Genomic DNA, 17,989 nt, shown 5'->3' with positions numbered 1-17,989 from the left:
CTCATATCACCCCTGGGTCTAAACCCCACACATCTCCACTCGGCTGGGAAAGAACAATACCACGTACTGCGAATCTTGGTAGCGGGGGTAGGATTTGAACCTACGACCTTCGGGTTATGAGCCCGACGAGCTGCCAAGCTGCTCCACCCCGCAACAGGGTTTGTAACTATATCAGGCGATCTACTTTACTGTCAACACCCAATGTATTTTCTGCTCTCTTTGGGTCCTCTGCCCCGCCGAGAGGACGAACTATACACGGGGGTATGGGGGCACGCAAGCGCTTTTTTTGCCCCCGGAGATGAGGCGTCTGTTCAGGCCGCCGGGGTGCCAATGGTGGTCGGCGCAGGTGGCGGCGTCGCGGTGTTGGCATTGTCACCATAGGGCGCAAAGTCATAGGGCTGGGCAGACAACTGAGCGACCACCGCGGACAGAGTAGGGGCGTTGATATTGATGGCCGTGGGTATGGTATTGGGCTTTTCTACCAAATCGATGACCTGCTGCCAGTTAATCGTCCAGCTTTGCTGAACCTGTTTTTCAAAAAGACTGACAGCATCGACTGCGCGTTGTTGAGGGTTGCTGTCTTTGTTATAGGCTTCTATGGGTGCGAAACTTTGCAGATAGAGCCGGCCGTTGCCACTCGTCCCGACAATATATGGCTGATCTATGGTCCTCACCGGCGTGCCCACCTTTACCATTTTAAAGAGCTGGACTTCGTTTTCAGGATAGACGTGGAAGCAGCCATGGCTGACCCGCATGCCAACACCCCAGGGCTTATTGGTGCCATGAATGAAAATCTGCGACCAGCCCGTTTCCAGCGCCAGTTCACCCATGGGGTTGTCAGGGCCGGCGGGGAAAAACGCGGGTATGGGTTCTCCGGCCTTGGCGTGTTCCTCCTGTATGTTTTTGGGCACTGTCCAGGTAGGGTTCCTGACTTTGGCAATGATGCGTGTGCTACCCAGCGGATTCGGCCATTTTGGCCGGAAAATGCCTACCGGATAGGTGTAAACCACGTTCTGACCCGCAGGGAAATAAAACAGACGGCGCTCCGGGATATTGATGATGATCCCCGTCCAGGGTTTGGGGGGGAGAATATATTGGGTGGGAACCAGCACATGGGTTCCGGCGCCGGGAAGCCAGGGATCGACACCAGGGTTCGCGGCGCGGATTTCGTTATAGCCAACATCGTAATGGCGGGCGATATCGAGCAGGGTATCCTGATGCCGGGCGATGACCACCTGAAGTTGGCCGACCATGTTGCTGCCGGCAGCGGGCAGGGGAAACTCCGCGGCAAATGCAGTGCTGGAAAGCAGCATCGAACAGCCGGCAAGGAGACTGGGGATAATGGGATATTTCATGGTGCAGTATTTTCCTGGACTTGTTGAATATGGGTAAGATCGATCTCGACATCACCGTCGGACCGGCGCAGACGCAGCCATTCCCTGCCCTGCGCAGTCCAGACGTCGAGAATAATGCCAGCTTGCCATGTGCCATCCGCCATGTGCAAACGCATTGGACGACGCTGCATCGCGGCCAGCTCTAAGGCGCTGTGCAGTGCACAACTCACTGGTTCGTAAGCAGAATGCACGGGCTCAGGCCTTAACGACGTCCATCCCGCCGAGGTAGGGACGCAAGGCGGCGGGAATCCGGATACTGCCATCGGTCTGTTGATGATTTTCCAGGAGCGCAACCAGGGTACGGCCGATGGCGAGGCCAGAGCCATTGAGGGTATGGACGAGCTGGGGCTTACCATCTTCTGCGCGATAGCGTAACTGCAGGCGACGTGCCTGAAAGCTTTCGAAATTGCTGCAGGAGCTGATTTCCCGGTACTGATTCTGGCCCGGCAGCCAGACTTCCAGGTCATAGGTCTTGGCGGCGCTGAAGCCCAAATCTCCCGCGCAGAGGGCCATCACCCGGTAGGGCAGCTCCAGAAGTTGCAATACCTTTTCGGCATGGGCCGTGAGTGCTTCGTGGGCCTGGGCGGAATCTTCGGGACGGACGATCTGCACCAGCTCCACCTTGTCGAACTGATGCTGGCGGATCATGCCACGGGTGTCGCGCCCATAAGCTCCCGCTTCGCGCCGAAAACAGGGGGTATAGGCACAGAAGCGTTGCGGCAGGGTACCGACAATCTCACCGCGCAGAAGATTGGTAAGCGGCACTTCGGCAGTGGGAATCAGGTAATAGGGGTCGTCCCTTAAAGCGAAAAGGTCTTCTTCGAATTTGGGAAGCTGCCCAGTGCCGAAGAGAGAGTCAGCGTTGGCGAGAAAGGGCGGCGCAATTTCGCAGTAGCCGTGTTCCGTCGTATGCAAATCCAGCATGAATTGCGTCAGGGCGCGCTCAAGACGGGCACCGAGGCCACGCAACACCACAAAGCGGGCGCCAGCGAGGCGGGCGCCCGCCGCGAAATCAATAATACCCAAGTCCTCGCCCAGATCGACATGGTCGTGAGGGGGGAAATCGAAGGCGCGGCGCGTGCCCCAGTGACGCAACACCACATTGTCACTTTCATCGCGGCCATCGGGCACTGAATCCTGCGGGATATTGGGCAGGCTGCTGGTCAGGTTCTCCCATTCGGCAAGGATGCTTTCCAGAGATTGTTCCAGGATCCTGATCTCCTCGCCGTGCTGCGCCGCCGCGGTCTGCATCGCGCTGGTATCGAGCCCCTGACGGCGCGCCTGACCGATCTGTCTGGAGGCTTCATTGCGGGCGTTGCGCACTTCTTCAAGCTGAATCTGCAGGGTTTTGCGCTGCTGGTCGAGGGTGCTCAGGGCCGTCACATCCAGAGTGAAGTGACGGCGGGCGAGGCCTGCGGCTACTTTTTCTGGTGCGCTGCGCAGCAAGCTGGGATCAAGCATGGGGTTTCTTCTCTCGGACAGGTTGACGATGAGCATTTATCCAGCGTAAACGCTCCTGAATACGGGTTTCCAGGCCGCGGTCGCTGGGGTCATAAAAATGGGTCTGACGCAGGCCGGGGGGCAAATAATGCTGCTCCGGGGCGATGGCGTCGGGATAGTCGTGATCGTATTGATATCCCCTGCCATAATCCAGTGTTTTGAGCAGTTTCGTGGGCGCATTGCGCAGATGGAGGGGCACTTCTGCACTACCACCCGCCTTGACCGCGGCGCGCACAGCATTCCAGGCATCGTAGATGCGGTTACTTTTGGGGCAGCTTGCGAGATAGACCGTGGCTTGCGCGAGGGCCAGCTCCCCCTCGGGCGAGCCGAGAAAGGCGTAGGCGTCCTTGGCGGCGAGGGCCATATCTATAGCCCGCGGGTCAGCGAGGCCGATATCTTCAGAAGCCATGCGCACCAGGCGGCGGGCGAGGTACAAGGGATCGGCGCCCCCATCGAGCATTCGCGCCAGCCAGTAGAGGGCCGCATCGGGGTCGGAACCGCGCAGAGACTTGTGAAATGCGGAGATTTCGTCGTAAAAGGCTTCACCGCCCTTGTCGAAGCGTCGCCAGGATTGACCGCTGGCCGCGGCGACGATTTCGGCAGTGATCTGTGTGTTACCCGCCTGCACCGGGGCCAATTGTACCGCGAGGTCCAGCAGATTGAGGAGACGACGGGCATCGCCGTCGGCAGCAGTCAGCAAACCCTTGCGTACTTCCGGGGACATCTCTATCGCCAGATTACCCAGACCGAGCACACTATCAGCAAGGGCGTGATCGAGCACCGTGCCGAGTTCCTCACCAGTCAGCGCTTTGAGAACATAGACGCGCGCCCGGGACAGCAGGGCGTTGACCAGGGCGAAGCTGGGGTTTTCCGTCGTTGCGCCGATGAGGGTCACGACGCCTTCTTCCACATGGGGCAGCAGGGCGTCCTGCTGGCTTTTGTTGAAGCGATGGATTTCATCAATGAAGAGGACCGTGCCCTGGCCTAGAGACTGGGCGGCCTCGGCGCTGGTGACGGCGGCGCGGATTTCTCGTACTCCGCTGTTGACGGCAGACAGAATCTGGAAGTGCTGGCCAGCAGCATGGGCGAGGAGTTGCGCCAAGGTGGTTTTGCCACTGCCCGGCGGACCCCAGAGAATCATGGAGTGCAGATGCCCGGCCTGTACCATGGCCCGCAACGGGCCTTTCTTGCCGAGCAGATGGTTCTGCCCGACGTAGGCGCCCAGCGTCTGGGGACGCATACGGGCCGCCAGCGGGCGAGGGTCGCTACCGGGCAATGCTGCCATGGGTGTTCTGCTCGGGCAGCCTATCCCCTAAAAATCCCGGGAAATGGCGGCGCCAAAGTTGAGGGTGCTGGCTTTGTAGTTACCACCATAGATAGGATTGTCGGAGGTCGTGGATCCGGAAAGGGCATAAGAAGCACCCAAATCATAGTGCCAAGCACCAACGCCAATACCCAATCCAAAGGAGGCCAGGTTACTGCTCGTGCCAGGTACTGCCGCATTTATGCTGGCGCCATTAGTGGGACTGCCTTCGTGGGCCAAACCGCCGCGGAACTCCAGATTCTGGTTCAGGTGATAGCTGAGCCCGATACGATAGGCCATGGCGGATTTCCAGCCGAGGCTGCCATAGCCGGGTAACTGGGCGTTACTCAAGTCATTCCAGTCCACATCCAATTCAGTGGCAAAGCGCGGGGTGAAGCGATAGCGGACACCTGCCTGCACGCGACTGGGGAGGTCAATACTGCCGCCGCCTGAAGAAATGTTGGCCGCCGAGCGGTAACTGAGTCCCGCATTGAAGCGCTCCGTGGTGTAGAAAAGCCCGACGTTACCGCCGACACCCCCACCATTGCCGGAGTTAGGGCCAAAGGTTGCACTGAGCGTCTGGTAATAATCCAGACCCACCCCAACGCTCAGATTGGGCAGCAGCAAATAGGCAACACCCGGATTCACATCAATGATCCGCAGGTCATTTTTCAGCGGCAGGGATTGTGTGGGAAAAGTCCCGGCAGGCCAGTTGTTGTTGATACTGAAGGGCGAAGTGATACCGAGACCAACCGCCAGCGGGAGGTCATTAAAACGATGGGTCACAAAGAGATTGGGCAGAATCTGCAGATTGCTGCTGGCGTCGTAAGTAACATTGCTGTTATCCACTGTGTAAGTAGGGCGCATCGCGAGAATATCCAGGCCCACCCGAGTACCCGGGAAGAAAACCATGTCCGCAGGATTGTCGGCAAAGCTGCTGACGGGTCCGCCATCGGCTACCGTGGCGCCTGCTTCCGAAAGTCCCACCACGGAGGTCGGCGCGGCAAAACCTGCGGCATGGGATTGCGCAGCCACTAACAGGCCGAGGGTAACGAGGGCGAGGCGGGTCTTCAAAGCCGACATGCAGTACTCCAGAAAAAATTATTGCGAGAGAACATCCACACCGGCTGGCGGAGTGAACTGAAACTCCTGCGCCGAAATGGGGTGATTGATTTTAATATGCTCAAAGCGGAGGACAGTCTGTTGCTGAAACGCATCTTCCATGCGCATCTGGCGCAGTGCGCCCTGCGCATCAAAACCCATGCGCAGAGCCGTGAAGCCTTGATCCTGACCCGTTTTGGGTTGGAGCAGGAGCCAGTGGAGACCGTCTTTTTGACCCAGGTCAGTGATCTTGAAGCGCTGGCTGAGGTCATCGTTGCCAGCGATCAGCGCCGCAGGGGTCGATCCGAGGGCTTTGCCGAGAGGCTGTACCGTGGCCTGTTCCAGAGCGGGTTCGTAGAGCCAGACCTTCTCACCGTTGGATACAATGGTTTGCCCGTTGTTGCCGCTATAGTCCCAGCGGAATTTGCCGGGGCGGGAAATCCACAGCTTGCCACTGGTACGCTTGACGATCTGGCCGTCATGGTTGGCTACTTCCTGACTGAACTGGGCCGTGATGGTGTGGGTTTTCTGGAAAAAATCCTGCAACATCGCCAGGCCCGTGGCAGCGGCCGCATACTGGATACCGCCCAAAATCAGCAGCGGCACCAAAAACCAGCGAGCCAAACGTAAGGCCGGTAATGGGTCGCGCATAAAGTGCAAATAGTCAGTCCCGACCGGGCGGTGCTGCTGCATAGATTTCTCTGCTCCCGTTACTTTGCAAGGGACCGACCACACCAACCCGCTCCATCTCTTCGATCATGCGGGCGGCCCGATTATAGCCCACCTTGAGCTGCCGCTGCACGTAAGAGATGCTCGCTTTGCGACTGCTGGTAACGATGGCTACCGCCTGATCATAGAGGGGATCAGCATCTTCCCCGCCTTCACCGTCCATGCCCTCACCATCGCCACTGTCGTTGCCCTGCAAAATACGCTCGTCGTACTGTGGCGCGCCTAACTGACGCAGGGACTCTACTACACGATGAACTTCCTCATCGCTGACAAAGGCCCCATGCACCCGCAACGGATAACCGGAGCCGGGCGGCAGATAAAGCATGTCACCCTGGCCCAGCAAGGTCTCCGCCCCCATCTGATCGAGAATGGTACGCGAGTCGATACGCGATGAAACCTGAAAGGCAATGCGGGTGGGGACGTTGGCCTTGATCAGGCCGGTGATGACATCCACCGAAGGACGCTGGGTCGCCATAATGAGGTGCAGACCGGCAGCGCGCGCTTTCTGGGCCAGGCGGGTAATCAAGGTTTCCACCTGTTTACCGACCACCATCATCAGGTCCGCGAACTCATCAATGATCACCACGATAGCAGGCAGCACACTCAGCGCGACGGGCTCGCCATCCATATCTTTATCCGGACCCGGCAGGGGATGTCCCGAAGCCACCGCTTCCCGCACTTTCTGATTATATCCGGCTAGATTGCGCACTCCGGCAAAGGCCATGAGCTTATAGCGCCGTTCCATCTCCGCCACGCACCAGCGCAAGGCGTTCGCGGCCTCCTTCATATCCGTTACCACCGGCGCCAGCAGATGGGGGATGCCCTCATAGATGGACAACTCCAACATCTTGGGGTCCACCATAATCAGGCGGACGTCGTCAGCAGTCGCCTTAAAGAGAATGCTGAGAATCATGGCATTGACGCCCACAGACTTGCCGGCGCCGGTGGTTCCGGCCACCAGCAGATGGGGCATCTTCGCCAGATCGGCGGACACCGGCTGACCGCCGATATCCTGACCCAGTGCCAGCGTTAGATGGCTTTTGCTCTGGGTAAAACTATGACTGGAAAGCACCTCGGAGAGACGCACCGTGCGCCGCTTGAGGTTCGGCACCTCGATGCCCATGGTGGCCTTACCGGGAATGGCTTCTACCACACGCACCCGCGCCGCCAGCACGCGCGAAAGGTCTTTACTGAGACCGGCGATCTGGCTGACTTTGACCCCCGGTGCCGGCTCTATTTCAAAACGGGTAATCACTGGTCCGGGATGGGCCGCCACCACTGTTGCCTGCACCCCGAAGTCGGCCAGCTTTTCTTCCAGCATGCGCGACTGCTGCGCCAGCACTTCGGGCTGCAACTGGGAACTGGGGTCTTCCGCATCTGCCGGATCGAGCAAGGCAAGATCGGGAAGACCATCAGCGCGCGGCGGCCCTACGGGTGCGGGTAATGGTAACTGTCGACTACTTTTAACGGCAGCGCGAGCCGATACTGCTCCGCGCTTTTTGGTGGAGAAGAAGCTCGGTGCTGCTGCCAGGGATGGCTTTTGCACTGCCGGTCCAAGCGCCGTAACCGACACTGCTTGGGCTGGTACACGCCGTCGCAAAGGCCAGCGCAGGCGCCAGTGTGGTCGCGGCAAGGAGAAATGCAGGGCGCTGATATGTGCTGCCATGGCGCGCGGTCCCAGGCCGGTGAGCAGAAACACACCGAGAATAAACAGCGCCAGAAATAGCAACGCACTACCACCCACACCAATGAAAGGTTGCGTAAGGACACCGATTTCCTGACCGAGAATACCGCCCGCGCCGGCCCCGGCAACGGGCCACCAGCCCGCTGGCCAAGTCAGCGCGAGGAGGCTGCTCAGACCCAGCGCGATGGCGACAGCCCCCAGAGGCGCCGCCCAGCGTCCCGGATGCTGACGAAACCAGCGCCGCCACATCTGCCAGGCCCACGCGCCCAGCTCCACAGGGAGGAGCCAGGCGATCATGCCAAAAATCTGCACCAGAAAATCGGCGAGATAGGCACCAGTTTCGCCGCCCCAATTATGCACCGGGCCACCCTTACCACTATTAAACCAACTGGGATCGGCGGGATGAAAACTGAGCAGGGACATCGCCATAAAGGCCGCCACCGCGATCAGCATCAGCAGCAGCGCCTCGCGGCGCCATGGTTTGGCGCGCGGTAGTTGAACCGGCTTTGCAGGGGCAGGCCGGGAGCCTCGGGACGCATTACGGGCAGCAGAACTCATCTCGGCACGCTAAACGACCCCTGCACGGGTGTCAAGGAGATGCCGGGAAAGAAAGACAAAGAAATGCTGTTGTTAGCAGCTTCTAATGGATCAGATGCAGGCGTTTATTTCGCAGTACCCGATATCACCTCCCTGCGGGAGGCGGGGACAACAGCGCGGGAATGGTGTTACACTTTCCGTCATTAATTCGCATAAGTCTGGACGGGTTCCGCCGTGTGCGCAGCTCGTCCGATACCGTTCCATTCTGGCAGCGAGGTACCCATGAGCGATCCGAAAAGTGTCATCGATGAAAAACATTGCCGCTTACTCATCCTGGGCTCCGGCCCCGGTGGTTATACGGCGGCTATTTATGCGGCACGCGCCAATCTGAGCCCGATATTGGTACAAGGCATGGAGCCCGGCGGCCAACTGATGACAACCACGGACGTGGATAACTGGCCTGGTGCTGCAAACGGCATCATGGGTCCGGAACTCATGCAGGAACTGGAAAAACAGGCGCGGCGCTTTGATACCGAGGTTTTGTTCGACCACATTCATACCGCAGACCTGAGCCAACGACCCTTTCGCCTCAGCGGGGACCAGCATTGTTATACCTGCGATGCGCTGATTCTCGCTACCGGGGCATCTGCCAAGTACCTGGGTTTGCCCAGCGAAGATAAGTTTCGCGGCAAAGGCGTTTCCGCCTGTGCAACCTGCGACGGATTTTTCTATCGCGGGCAGGCGGTCGCCGTGGTCGGTGGCGGTAATACTGCAGTGGAAGAAGCGCTCTATCTCAGCAATATCGCCAGACATGTAACGGTCATCCACCGGCGTAACCGGTTCCGCGCCGAAAAAATTCTGCAGGACAAGCTGATGGCCAAGGAGAACGTCACCATTATCTGGGACCACTCTGTGGACGAAATACTGGGTGACGACTCCGGGGTCACCGGCTTGCGGATTAAGCATGTAGAAAACGGCAGCACCCAGGACCTGACGCTGATGGGGGTGTTCATTGCCATCGGTCATCAGCCCAATACCGGCATCTTCAAGGGACAACTGAAGACGGATGAAGGGGGTTACCTGATTACCCGCGGCGGGCGCGACGGCATGGCAACAGCCACCAGTATTGAGGGTGTGTTTGCGGCGGGCGATGTACAGGACTATGTCTATCGCCAGGCAGTGACCAGCGCGGGCAGCGGTTGCATGGCGGCGCTGGATGCGGAGCGTTGGCTGGAGCAGCAAGAGGACTGAAACATGGGGCGGCGGCGGCCAAATCAGCCGGAGAAGCAAGAACCAGTGACCGATGCAGCGGAAGCAGATTGCTTCCTGCGGGCGGTGGCCGATGTCCGGCCCCTGCCAGCCCCGCCGCCTCCCCCACGTCCTGCACCACCACCGCCCTTACCGCTACAGCGGCACCAGGATGAGCTGGCCGTTCTCGAAGCACTCGGCCACAGCCTGAACGGCGATGAAGTATTGGAATCCGGAGACGAGTGGCTTTATTTGCGGTCCGGGCTGTCTCCGGCCCTGCTACGGGACTTGCGCCGGGGACGGTTCCGGATTCAGGAGCGGCTCGATCTGCACGGCTGTACCGTAGAAGTGGCTCGCACTGAACTGGCGACATTTTTGCAGGAAGCGCGGCAATGGCACTGGACGTGCGTCTGCGTCATCCATGGCAAAGGACTGGGATCCCCTGGTCGTATTCCCGTCCTGAAAAGACTGGTGGGTGGCTGGCTGATGCGTCACCGGGAGGTGCTGGCCTTTGCTCAGGCTCGCCCTGAAGAAGGCGGCAGCGGTGCATTGCGTGTTCTGCTGGGCTGGCCTCATCGAGGATAAACAACCCGATTATAGCTTAGGCCTTTAACCGGGCGCTGTAGCCTTCTTCTTCAATGGCGTGAATCAACGGGCCAGGGAGCAGCCCTTCTCCTTCAACCCGGGCTGTCGCGGCGTCGAGGTCAACCAACACCCGCTGTACACCCGGGATCTTTTGCAGCGCCTTTTCCACCGCCATAACACAATGTTTGCAGGTCATGCCCTGTACGGACAATTCGAGCTGTTCCATGGGGAGCCGTTCTCCTTGGTTCTGACTGGTACTGGTTAAAAGCGTTTTACCGAAGCACGTTCAGCGCTGCGCCACGTTATAGGATGACTGGCTATCCCGCCGCCCCCAGCGCTCCCGAACAGGCATGGCACCTTCTGCGTCGGCCAGAGAGGCCAGAATCGGGCAATTGGCAACGGAGCCATGACCGGGACAGCACTCAACCCGCTGTGCAAGGGCGGTGCGCATCCGTTGCAAGTCAGCAATTTTTAAATCAATCTCGGCAATTTTTTGCTCGGTGAGCGCTTTGACCTCACCCATATCATTCTCGGCACTGCTGCTGATATCCAGCAACTCTTTCACCTCTGCCAGAGCAAAGCCGAGATTCTGGGCACGCCGGATAAAACGCAGACGAGATTCCGCTTCGCCGTCATACAGACGATAGTTGGATTGGGTCCGCTGCACCGGCTGAATGAGTCCGATCCGCTCATAGTAGCGCAAGGTTTCTGCGGCAAGCCCTGCTTCACGCGCCAAACGACCAATAGTCACTGGGGTTTCCATAGGATCTCCTTCCTCTTATAGTGCTTTTAAGCATGCGTATACCCTTTGAGTATGGTGTCCATTGTAGGGCATCTAGTCAACACAAAGGTCAAGCCTCGGTGCATCGGCCATTTCCTGCCCGAAAAGACCCTCCACACAGCTCGTGGCGAAGACTCCGGCGGGGAGGAAAAAACGCAAGACAAGGGTCTGTGTATCCTGCCAGTGGCTGGTCAGATTCTCGGGACGCACGCGCAAAGAACGCCGGGCGGCATCCAGTCCCTGTTCCGCAAGGCGTTGTGCCCAGTGCAGGCCATCGTCTGCTGCACCAGCGATGATGGGTCCGGCACTCAGGGCCGATGCCTCTAGTACAGCGGCGACAGTGGCTGGCGCCAGCCCACCACGACCTGGCAGAGGGCCGGTAGGATGCAGGTCCCAGTCAGCGGCGCGCACCTGCAGATCCGTCAGATCATCGTCTTCCGCCAGAAAAATGCTGTGCGAGCCCGCCAGCTGCACGACTTCACCCGGCAGAATCTCCGTCCAGTTGGCTTGCCGCACCCGCTCAGCGAGGACCAGATTGAACAGGGCGGAGCGGGCAGCGGACCAGAGTAGGCCGCGCCGATGGCGGTCTACCCGCATCGGCTGCCCGGATAGCAGTCGCGCGGCCTCCTGCAAATTACGATGCCCGAAGCGCTGGGCGCCAAAATAGTTGGGGAACCCACTTTGCGCGAGACCTTGCAGACGGGTGTCCCAGAGACTGTGCTCTCCCGTGGTGGCGCGCAAAATGAGCTGGAAGTGATTGCCACGTAGCACACCCCGACGCAATTTACGGTCATGGCGGCTTATCTGCTGAAAGTGCAGGCTGTCGTCTTCCAGACTGGCCCAGTCCGGATCGGGCCCCGGCGTGGCCGGCACCGTAAAACTCTGCCGGGTAACGGCATGGCGATCCTTGAGACCGGCAAAGCCTACATCGCGGACCGCCACCCCCGCGCAGCGCGCCAGGCGATTGGCCACATCCTGAGTATTGAGGCCGCGCTTCTCTACCCCCAGCCAGTGATGGGCGCCCACCCCCGATGCCGTAAAGGGCAGCAGTTCCGTGACCTGAAAGTCTTCTGGAGCCTGCCGCAATTCGGCGCCGAGCAGGCCGCCCTCTGCGGGATAGATGCGCGGCGGACTTTCAGACATTCTGAATCAGAACGACGGCGTGGGCGGCAATGCCCTCACCCCGACCGGTATAACCCAATTGCTCGGTAGTGGTCGCTTTGACGTTGACCGCATCGAGCTCCACGGCGAGGTCAGCGGCAATATGGGCACGCATCTGCGGGATATGAGCTGCCAATTTGGGACGCTGACAGACGATGGTCGCGTCCACATTGCCTACCGAAAAACCTTTCTCCCGAACCAACTGGTGACAATGCCGGAGCAGGATCCGGGAATCTGCGCCCGCGAAACGGACGTCGGTGTCGGGGAAATGGCGACCGATGTCGCCCAGGGCAGCCGCCCCCAGCAGTGCATCGCAGATGGCGTGAAGGAGCACGTCAGCATCGGAGTGGCCGGCAAGGCCGAATTTGTAAGGGACCGTCACACCGCCGAGAATAAGGGGTCTACCCGTCACCAACGCATGTACGTCAAAGCCGTGACCAATACGCAGTTGCATGGGGTTATTCTTCCTTATCACGCGCTGCAAGAACGGCGGCTGCCAGCACGAGATCATCCTGCAGGGTGACCTTGATATTGTCACCATGCCCATGAATCAAACGGGGGCGCCAGCCCTGCCATTCCATCGCCGAGGCCTCATCGGTGATCTGCAGATTCTGTCCGCGCGCTGCTTCCAAAGCAGTCAGCAGGGCACCGAGGGGAAAGGCCTGGGGTGTGAGAGCACGCCACAACCCCTCACGATCTACAGTGCCCAAGGAATGGGCATTCTCAGCGCGCTTCAGCGTATCGGTAACCGGTACGGCGAGAAGAGCACCCTGGGGCGAATGTGCCAGGCTATCGAGCAGGAGTAACAGGTCTTCGCGACGCAGGCAGGGCCGGGCGGCGTCATGCACCAGCACCCAATCGGACACCCCTGCCCCCTGCCGCAGCAGCGCCTCCAGACCGAGGCGCACCGAATCCGCACGCAGAGCACCACCAGCGACAGGGGACAGGAACGGCTCCTGCATGGGTCCCAGTAACTCCCGCCAGGCTCCTGCCGCAATATCCTCGCCCGGCAGAACCAACTGAATGCCGGCAACGCGCGGTTCCCGAAGGAAGGCCGCCAGGGTATGGGCAATGACCGGACGACCGCGCAGCAGGACGTACTGCTTGGCCTGCGCCGCTCCAAACCGCTGTCCCCGCCCTCCCGCTGGGATCACCACCCAGACGCGCTCCATGTGAACCTCCCGACTTTATGCACCAAAACTGTAAACCCGAAGTATCCGCAGTCTTTCGCGAGGACGCAACAAAGCAGCACCCCGTTTTGCAGTTTCCACAGCCCCCCTTTACACTAGGACACTTCAGAGTCCCCACATAAGATCAGACATTCTTGGATCGAAGTCTTTCTCTCGGCACCCCACCGCGCACCGGGGCGGCACGCGCATTTAGTCAAATTTACGGTGCTGCGGATAGCTGGCTGGCGGCGCAGATGGCGCGGCAGTGGCAGCGCCCGCTGCTGATTCTGCTGCCGAACGCCCGCGACGTGGAGGAATGGCAGCGCGAGTGGCGTTTTTTCGCACCGGACTTACCATCGCCGCTGATTTTCCCGGACCGCGAAATCCTTCCCTATGATCGCCTGGCGCCGCCGGCAGATGCCACGGCCACCCGGCTGGCTACCCTCGCTACTCTGCCGGAATGGCGTGGTGTTTGTCTCGCCCCGCTATCCGCCGTCCTGCAACGCCTGCCACCACGCAGTTTTCTCGACCAGCACGCTTTTGTCCTCGCCGTGGGCGACCACCTCAGCCCAGAGGGTTTCCGTCAGCGTCTGATCGACGCCGGCTATCACAATGTCAGTGAGGTTTCGGAGGCCGGCGAATTGGCCTGGCGCGGCGGGATCATTGATCTCTTTCCCAGTGGCAGCCCCCTGCCCTACCGCATTGAACTCTTCGATAGAGTAGTGGAGAGCATCCGCGCCTTCGACCCGGAAACCCAGCGTACCCAGCAAAAGGTCGAGCGGGTCTCTCTGCTCCCGGCGCGAGAGGTGCCGGTGGACGCTGCCGCGCTGCAGGAATTTCGCAGCCAGTTCCGCGCCCGCTTCAGCGGTGATCCACAACGTGCCGAGATATACCGGGCGGCCAGTCGCGGACAAGTACCCCAAGGCGCCGAGCATTATCTCCCGCTCTTCTTTCCCGAGAGCAGTCATCTGCTGATGCACTTTCCCAAAGACGGTATCGTCTTTCTGCCCCCCGGCCTGGAGGCATCCGCCCGGCACATTCGCCAGGACTGGCGGGAGCGCTACGAGGAACGGGCTCATGATACGGCATATCCCATACTGCCACCCGACGAACTGCTCCTATCCCCCAGTGAATGGGAGGATGTCCTGCGCGGTCGGGCGCTGGTATACGGGCAACAGGAAGGCGACGCGGAGCATCTGCCGACTGCACCCCTCCCCGGTCTCCATGGCAGCCCGGAATCGCCACTGGCCTCACTCGATACCTTTCTGCGCCACCTGCCGACAGCGGGCCGGGTCATCCTCGCCGCTGAATCGCCGGGCCGCCAGGAAGCCCTGTCAGAACGGCTTGGCAAGAGCGGACTGCTCCCCACCCGGGTTCAGGACTGGCCGGAGTTTTTGGCTGGTACGGAACGGATCGCCATCACCGTGGCGCCCCTGGAACGCGGCCTGCTCATCAAGGAAAATGGCCTGGTCAGACTGGCGCTGGTCTCCGAGGCGCAAATTTTTGGTGATCGCGTCTTTGCCCAGCGGCGCAGCGCCAACGCCCGGCAGCGCAGCATTGAAGGCTTGGTTCGCGATCTCGGCGATTTACAGCCGGGTGACGCCGTTACCCATGAGGAATACGGCATCGGCCGTTTTCAGGGCATGGCCACGCCCTTTGCCGCGCAAGGCGACATCAATGAATACGTGGTCCTGGAGTACGCCAACGGCGATCTCGTCTATGTCCCAGCGGATCATCTGGATCGCATTGCGCGCTATGTCGGTAACGGTGCGACGGAGCCAGTGCTTTCCCGCCTGGGCAGCAATCACTGGGAAAAAGCCAAGGCCAAGGCGCGACAAAAGGCCATTGACGCTGCCAGCGAACTGCTGGATATCTATGCGCGCCGCGCGGCGCGCACCGGCCGGGCTTTTGCCGCACCCGATGACGCCTACTGGGAATTCGTGTCCCGCTTCCCCTTTGAGGAAACCCCGGATCAGCAGCAAGCCATCGACGCCGTCATTGCCGACATGACCAGCCCCCACCCCATGGACCGCCTGGTCTGCGGCGATGTGGGCTTCGGCAAAACGGAGGTGGCACTCCGCGCGGCCTTTCTGGCGGCGCACAGTGGTGCGCAGGTGGCGGTGCTGGTACCCACCACCCTGCTCGCCCAACAGCATTACGAGAATTTCCGGGACCGCTGCGCCGGACTGCCCCTGCGGGTGGAAGTGCTCTCCCGTTTCCAAAATGCCAAAATGCACAAGCAAGTGCTCGCCGCCGTGGCCGCCGGGGAGGTGGATATCCTCATCGGCACCCATCGCCTGCTGCAAAAGGATGTCACCTTCCACGACCTGGGTCTGCTGATTCTGGATGAGGAGCATCGCTTCGGCGTACGCCAGAAAGAGCGAATCAAGGCACTGCGTGCCGAGGTGGATATTCTCACGCTGACTGCCACCCCTATCCCGCGCACCCTGAATCTCTCGCTGGCCGGCCTGCGTGACTTATCCATCATCGCCACCCCCCCCCAGCGCCGCCAGCCGGTACGCACCTTTGTGCAGATCTGGGATGATGCGACGGTAATCGAAGCCTGCCAGCGCGAGCTGCATCGCGGCGGTCAGGTGTATTTTCTGCATAATGAGGTGCGCGACATTGAGCGCATGGCCACCACTCTGCGTCGCCTGTTACCGGAAGCGCGCCTGCGCGTGGCCCATGGCCAGATGCCCGAGGGCGAACTGGAAGCAGTGATGCTGGATTTTTACCATCAGCGCTTCGATATCCTCCTCAGCACCACTATTATCGAGTCAGGTATCGACAATCCCCACGCCAATACCATCCTCATCAACCGTGCCGACAAATTCGGTCTGGCCCAGCTCCATCAATTGCGTGGCCGGGTCGGTCGTTCCCATCAACGCGCCTACGCCTACCTCTTCACCCCGGATCCCCGCGCCATGAGCGACGATGCCCGGCGCCGCCTCGATGCCATCCAATCTCTGGAAGATCTGGGCGTTGGCTTTGCCTTGGCCAGCCACGATCTGGAAATCCGTGGGGCGGGAGAACTGCTCGGCGAAGAACAGAGCGGGCATATGGATGAAGTCGGTTTCACCCTCTTCATGGAATGGCTGAACGATGCGGTGGAGGCCATTCGTGCCGGACGTGATCCCCGCAGCCTGGAAGAACAGCGTACCAGTGGCCCGGAAATCCATCTCAACACGCCTGTGCTGATACCTGATGACTACCTGCCCGACGTGCACTTGCGCCTGCAACTTTATAAACGCCTCAGTGACGTGCGCAGCGATGCCGCTATCGGTGAGATCATGGTGGAGATGATCGACCGCTTCGGGCCCATTCCTGCGCCGACCCGCACCCTGCTCTGCCAGACCCGGTTGCGTCTGAGTGCCATCCAGATCGGCATCGAGCAAATCGACGCCGGTCCCGCTGGCGCCCGCCTGCAATTTGCCTCCGAAAATCAGGTGGCCCCTGAAAAAATCATCCAGCTCATCCAGCAGCCCCACAGTATCTACCAACTGGACGGCGAGCACCGCCTGCGCATTCGCCGCGATCTACCCGATGGCGAAGCACGCTGTCAGGAATTATTGCAACTCATTGACCAACTAAGGATTTAGCCATGAGCAGCACGCGCCTCGCCATTCTCAGTCCCGCCCCACGCGGCCCCATGAGGCTGCCGGCCAGTATGGGCCAACTGGTGGCGGATGTGGAAAGCCACCAGGAAGTTTGGGGATGCTGGCTGCAAAGCTGGGATTTGCCGGTCACCGTCGGCGAAATCGCCCCATTCCTCGACGAACTCTCGCGCCAGGCCCTGCATCAGGAGCGAGAAGTGATCTGGGCTCCCATGAGCAGCGCCAGCAGTGCTGTACGTCTGGTGCTGCATGGTGCGGCACAGCCCGAGGCACTACGCCGGGCACTGACCACCCTGCATCTGCAAAGCTTTATGCCGGGTCGCGTGCTCCATTGCCAGGGAGACGATCTGGCCCTCGTCCTGCACGGTCCCAGCGGCCCCTTGGGCGCCAGCAACCACCGTCTCATTGAAGCCCTGGAAGGCATCTTTCTGGATATTGCCGTGACTCCGCTCTGGGGCAAGGGTCATTTCCGATTATTGCTGGCCGATATGGACTCGACCTTAATCGGCATTGAATGCATTGATGAAATGGCCGAGCATCTTGGTCTCAGGCGCCAGGTCGCCGCCATCACCGAACGCTCCATGGCAGGCGAACTGGATTTTCAAACCTCCCTGCGCGAGCGGGTACGTCTGCTGGCCGGTACACCAGAGAGCACCATCGACACCATCATCCGTGAGCGCTTGCGGCTCAGTCCCGGTGCCCGCGAACTGGTGGCAGCGGCCAAGGCGCAAGGAGTGGAGGTCGGTGTCGTGTCCGGCGGCTTCACCCAGTTTACCCGCCACCTGCAAGAAGCGCTGGACCTCGACTACGCCTTCGCCAATACCCTGGAGATCATCGACGGGCAAATCACTGGCCAGGTGCTCGGAGACATCGTCGATGCCGCCGCCAAAGCCGACCTCCTCGACCTGCTGGCCATCAGTCTGGGCACCGATGCCAGCCATTGCATCGCTATTGGCGATGGCGCCAATGACCTGCCCATGATCCGCAAAGCGGGCGTTGGTATTGCCTATCATGCTAAAGCGGTCGTCCGCGCTCAGGCGGATTTTCAAATTCGCTATGGTGGTCTCGACACAGCATCTACCTATCTCGGCTGGGGCAACGCCTGAGATGCCCACACCGACAGTTCCTATCTAATACTTGATTTTGTTTTAGACTATGTCTACTATCGGTCCATGTGCAGCAC

General features: G+C 60.1%; 16 protein-coding genes and 1 tRNA gene. 4 read left to right on the top strand and 13 right to left on the bottom strand.

Translation table 11 applies throughout. From position 1 onward, the window contains the following. Positions 1 to 76: 76 nt before the first annotated feature. From AC2VNK_RS04805 to AC2VNK_RS04770, 8 genes are all read right to left on the bottom strand, one after another. A tRNA-Met gene (locus AC2VNK_RS04805) sits at positions 77 to 153 on the bottom strand. A gap of 158 nt (positions 154 to 311) precedes the next feature. Then, a complete protein-coding gene (locus AC2VNK_RS04800; RefSeq protein WP_486883020.1) occupies positions 312 to 1,355 on the bottom strand; it encodes a L,D-transpeptidase family protein in 1,044 nt (347 codons plus the stop codon). Then, positions 1,352 to 1,657, bottom strand: a complete 306-nt coding sequence (locus AC2VNK_RS04795) for a Rho-binding antiterminator (protein ID WP_486883019.1) — start codon at positions 1,655 to 1,657, stop codon at positions 1,352 to 1,354. Before AC2VNK_RS04795 ends, AC2VNK_RS04800 begins: the two co-directional genes overlap by 4 nt. Further along, positions 1,590 to 2,855, bottom strand: coding sequence for a serine--tRNA ligase (gene serS / locus AC2VNK_RS04790; RefSeq protein WP_486883018.1), 1,266 nt, complete (start codon positions 2,853 to 2,855; stop codon positions 1,590 to 1,592). Before serS ends, AC2VNK_RS04795 begins: the two co-directional genes overlap by 68 nt. After that, complete coding sequence (locus AC2VNK_RS04785) at positions 2,848 to 4,179, bottom strand: replication-associated recombination protein A (RefSeq protein ID WP_486883017.1); 1,332 nt, start codon at positions 4,177 to 4,179, stop codon at positions 2,848 to 2,850. Before AC2VNK_RS04785 ends, serS begins: the two co-directional genes overlap by 8 nt. Before the next feature lie 27 nt (positions 4,180 to 4,206). Next, entirely contained in the window at positions 4,207 to 5,280 is a 1,074-nt protein-coding gene (locus AC2VNK_RS04780; RefSeq protein WP_486883016.1) for an OmpP1/FadL family transporter, read from the bottom strand. An 18-nt stretch (positions 5,281 to 5,298) separates the two neighbouring features. Then, on the bottom strand, positions 5,299 to 5,991 hold the full coding sequence (gene lolA, locus AC2VNK_RS04775; RefSeq protein ID WP_291525137.1) for an outer membrane lipoprotein periplasmic chaperone LolA: 693 nt from the start codon (positions 5,989 to 5,991) through the stop codon (positions 5,299 to 5,301). Next, entirely contained in the window at positions 5,963 to 8,164 is a 2,202-nt protein-coding gene (locus AC2VNK_RS04770; RefSeq protein ID WP_486883015.1) for a DNA translocase FtsK, read from the bottom strand. The genes lolA and AC2VNK_RS04770 overlap by 29 nt, the downstream gene beginning before the upstream one ends. Positions 8,165 to 8,530: 366 nt before the next feature. Here AC2VNK_RS04770 and trxB point away from each other — a divergent pair, with 366 nt between their 5' ends. After that, positions 8,531 to 9,499: a thioredoxin-disulfide reductase gene (gene trxB, locus AC2VNK_RS04765; RefSeq protein ID WP_486883014.1), complete on the top strand. Its 969-nt coding sequence runs from the start codon at positions 8,531 to 8,533 to the stop codon at positions 9,497 to 9,499. A 45-nt stretch (positions 9,500 to 9,544) separates the two neighbouring features. Further along, entirely contained in the window at positions 9,545 to 10,081 is a 537-nt protein-coding gene (locus AC2VNK_RS04760) for a Smr/MutS family protein (protein ID WP_486883013.1), read from the top strand. A 16-nt stretch (positions 10,082 to 10,097) separates the two neighbouring features. On the opposite strand, the gene AC2VNK_RS04755 is transcribed toward AC2VNK_RS04760, so the two are convergent. From AC2VNK_RS04755 to ispD, 5 genes are all read right to left on the bottom strand, one after another. Continuing rightward, positions 10,098 to 10,307, bottom strand: a complete 210-nt coding sequence (locus tag AC2VNK_RS04755; protein WP_461275576.1) for a CopZ family metallochaperone — start codon at positions 10,305 to 10,307, stop codon at positions 10,098 to 10,100. A gap of 60 nt (positions 10,308 to 10,367) precedes the next feature. Further along, positions 10,368 to 10,844 (bottom strand): heavy metal-responsive transcriptional regulator, encoded by a 477-nt coding sequence (locus AC2VNK_RS04750; RefSeq protein WP_486883012.1) that lies wholly within the window; start codon positions 10,842 to 10,844, stop codon positions 10,368 to 10,370. 72 nt (positions 10,845 to 10,916) lie between these two features. Next, entirely contained in the window at positions 10,917 to 12,005 is a 1,089-nt protein-coding gene (gene truD / locus AC2VNK_RS04745; RefSeq protein ID WP_486883011.1) for a tRNA pseudouridine(13) synthase TruD, read from the bottom strand. Further along, a complete protein-coding gene (gene ispF / locus AC2VNK_RS04740; RefSeq protein ID WP_486883010.1) occupies positions 11,998 to 12,477 on the bottom strand; it encodes a 2-C-methyl-D-erythritol 2,4-cyclodiphosphate synthase in 480 nt (159 codons plus the stop codon). Before ispF ends, truD begins: the two co-directional genes overlap by 8 nt. A 4-nt stretch (positions 12,478 to 12,481) precedes the next feature. Further along, a complete protein-coding gene (gene ispD / locus AC2VNK_RS04735) occupies positions 12,482 to 13,195 on the bottom strand; it encodes a 2-C-methyl-D-erythritol 4-phosphate cytidylyltransferase (protein ID WP_291523006.1) in 714 nt (237 codons plus the stop codon). A gap of 152 nt (positions 13,196 to 13,347) precedes the next feature. Between ispD and mfd the strand changes: the two genes are divergently transcribed. Both mfd and serB read left to right on the top strand, forming a co-directional pair. Further along, on the top strand, positions 13,348 to 16,791 hold the full coding sequence (gene mfd, locus AC2VNK_RS04730) for a transcription-repair coupling factor (RefSeq protein WP_486883009.1): 3,444 nt from the start codon (positions 13,348 to 13,350) through the stop codon (positions 16,789 to 16,791). A 2-nt stretch (positions 16,792 to 16,793) separates the two neighbouring features. Next, positions 16,794 to 17,912, top strand: coding sequence for a phosphoserine phosphatase SerB (gene serB, locus AC2VNK_RS04725; protein WP_291523002.1), 1,119 nt, complete (start codon positions 16,794 to 16,796; stop codon positions 17,910 to 17,912). Positions 17,913 to 17,989: the final 77 nt, after the last annotated feature.

The organism is Acidithiobacillus sp. TH-A35 (assembly GCF_057473505.1).
Note: the sequence above shows the minus strand (reverse complement) of the source record. Positions and strands in the feature narration are given on the sequence as shown.

Coding starts and splice junctions, on each gene's coding strand:
- AC2VNK_RS04795 (WP_486883019.1), bottom strand. CDS start 1,657: ATGGCAGTATCCGGATTCCCGCCGCCTTGCGTCCCTACCTCGGCGGGA.
- trxB (WP_486883014.1), top strand. CDS start 8,531: ATGAGCGATCCGAAAAGTGTCATCGATGAAAAACATTGCCGCTTACTC.
- AC2VNK_RS04755 (WP_461275576.1), bottom strand. CDS start 10,307: ATGGAACAGCTCGAATTGTCCGTACAGGGCATGACCTGCAAACATTGT.
- AC2VNK_RS04750 (WP_486883012.1), bottom strand. CDS start 10,844: ATGGAAACCCCAGTGACTATTGGTCGTTTGGCGCGTGAAGCAGGGCTT.
- AC2VNK_RS04770 (WP_486883015.1), bottom strand. CDS start 8,164: ATGCTGATCGCGGTGGCGGCCTTTATGGCGATGTCCCTGCTCAGTTTT.
- serB (WP_291523002.1), top strand. CDS start 16,794: ATGAGCAGCACGCGCCTCGCCATTCTCAGTCCCGCCCCACGCGGCCCC.
- AC2VNK_RS04800 (WP_486883020.1), bottom strand. CDS start 1,355: ATGAAATATCCCATTATCCCCAGTCTCCTTGCCGGCTGTTCGATGCTG.
- ispD (WP_291523006.1), bottom strand. CDS start 13,195: ATGGAGCGCGTCTGGGTGGTGATCCCAGCGGGAGGGCGGGGACAGCGG.
- truD (WP_486883011.1), bottom strand. CDS start 12,005: ATGTCTGAAAGTCCGCCGCGCATCTATCCCGCAGAGGGCGGCCTGCTC.
- ispF (WP_486883010.1), bottom strand. CDS start 12,477: ATGCAACTGCGTATTGGTCACGGCTTTGACGTACATGCGTTGGTGACG.
- AC2VNK_RS04785 (WP_486883017.1), bottom strand. CDS start 4,179: ATGGCAGCATTGCCCGGTAGCGACCCTCGCCCGCTGGCGGCCCGTATG.
- lolA (WP_291525137.1), bottom strand. CDS start 5,991: ATGCAGCAGCACCGCCCGGTCGGGACTGACTATTTGCACTTTATGCGC.
- AC2VNK_RS04780 (WP_486883016.1), bottom strand. CDS start 5,280: ATGTCGGCTTTGAAGACCCGCCTCGCCCTCGTTACCCTCGGCCTGTTA.
- serS (WP_486883018.1), bottom strand. CDS start 2,855: ATGCTTGATCCCAGCTTGCTGCGCAGCGCACCAGAAAAAGTAGCCGCA.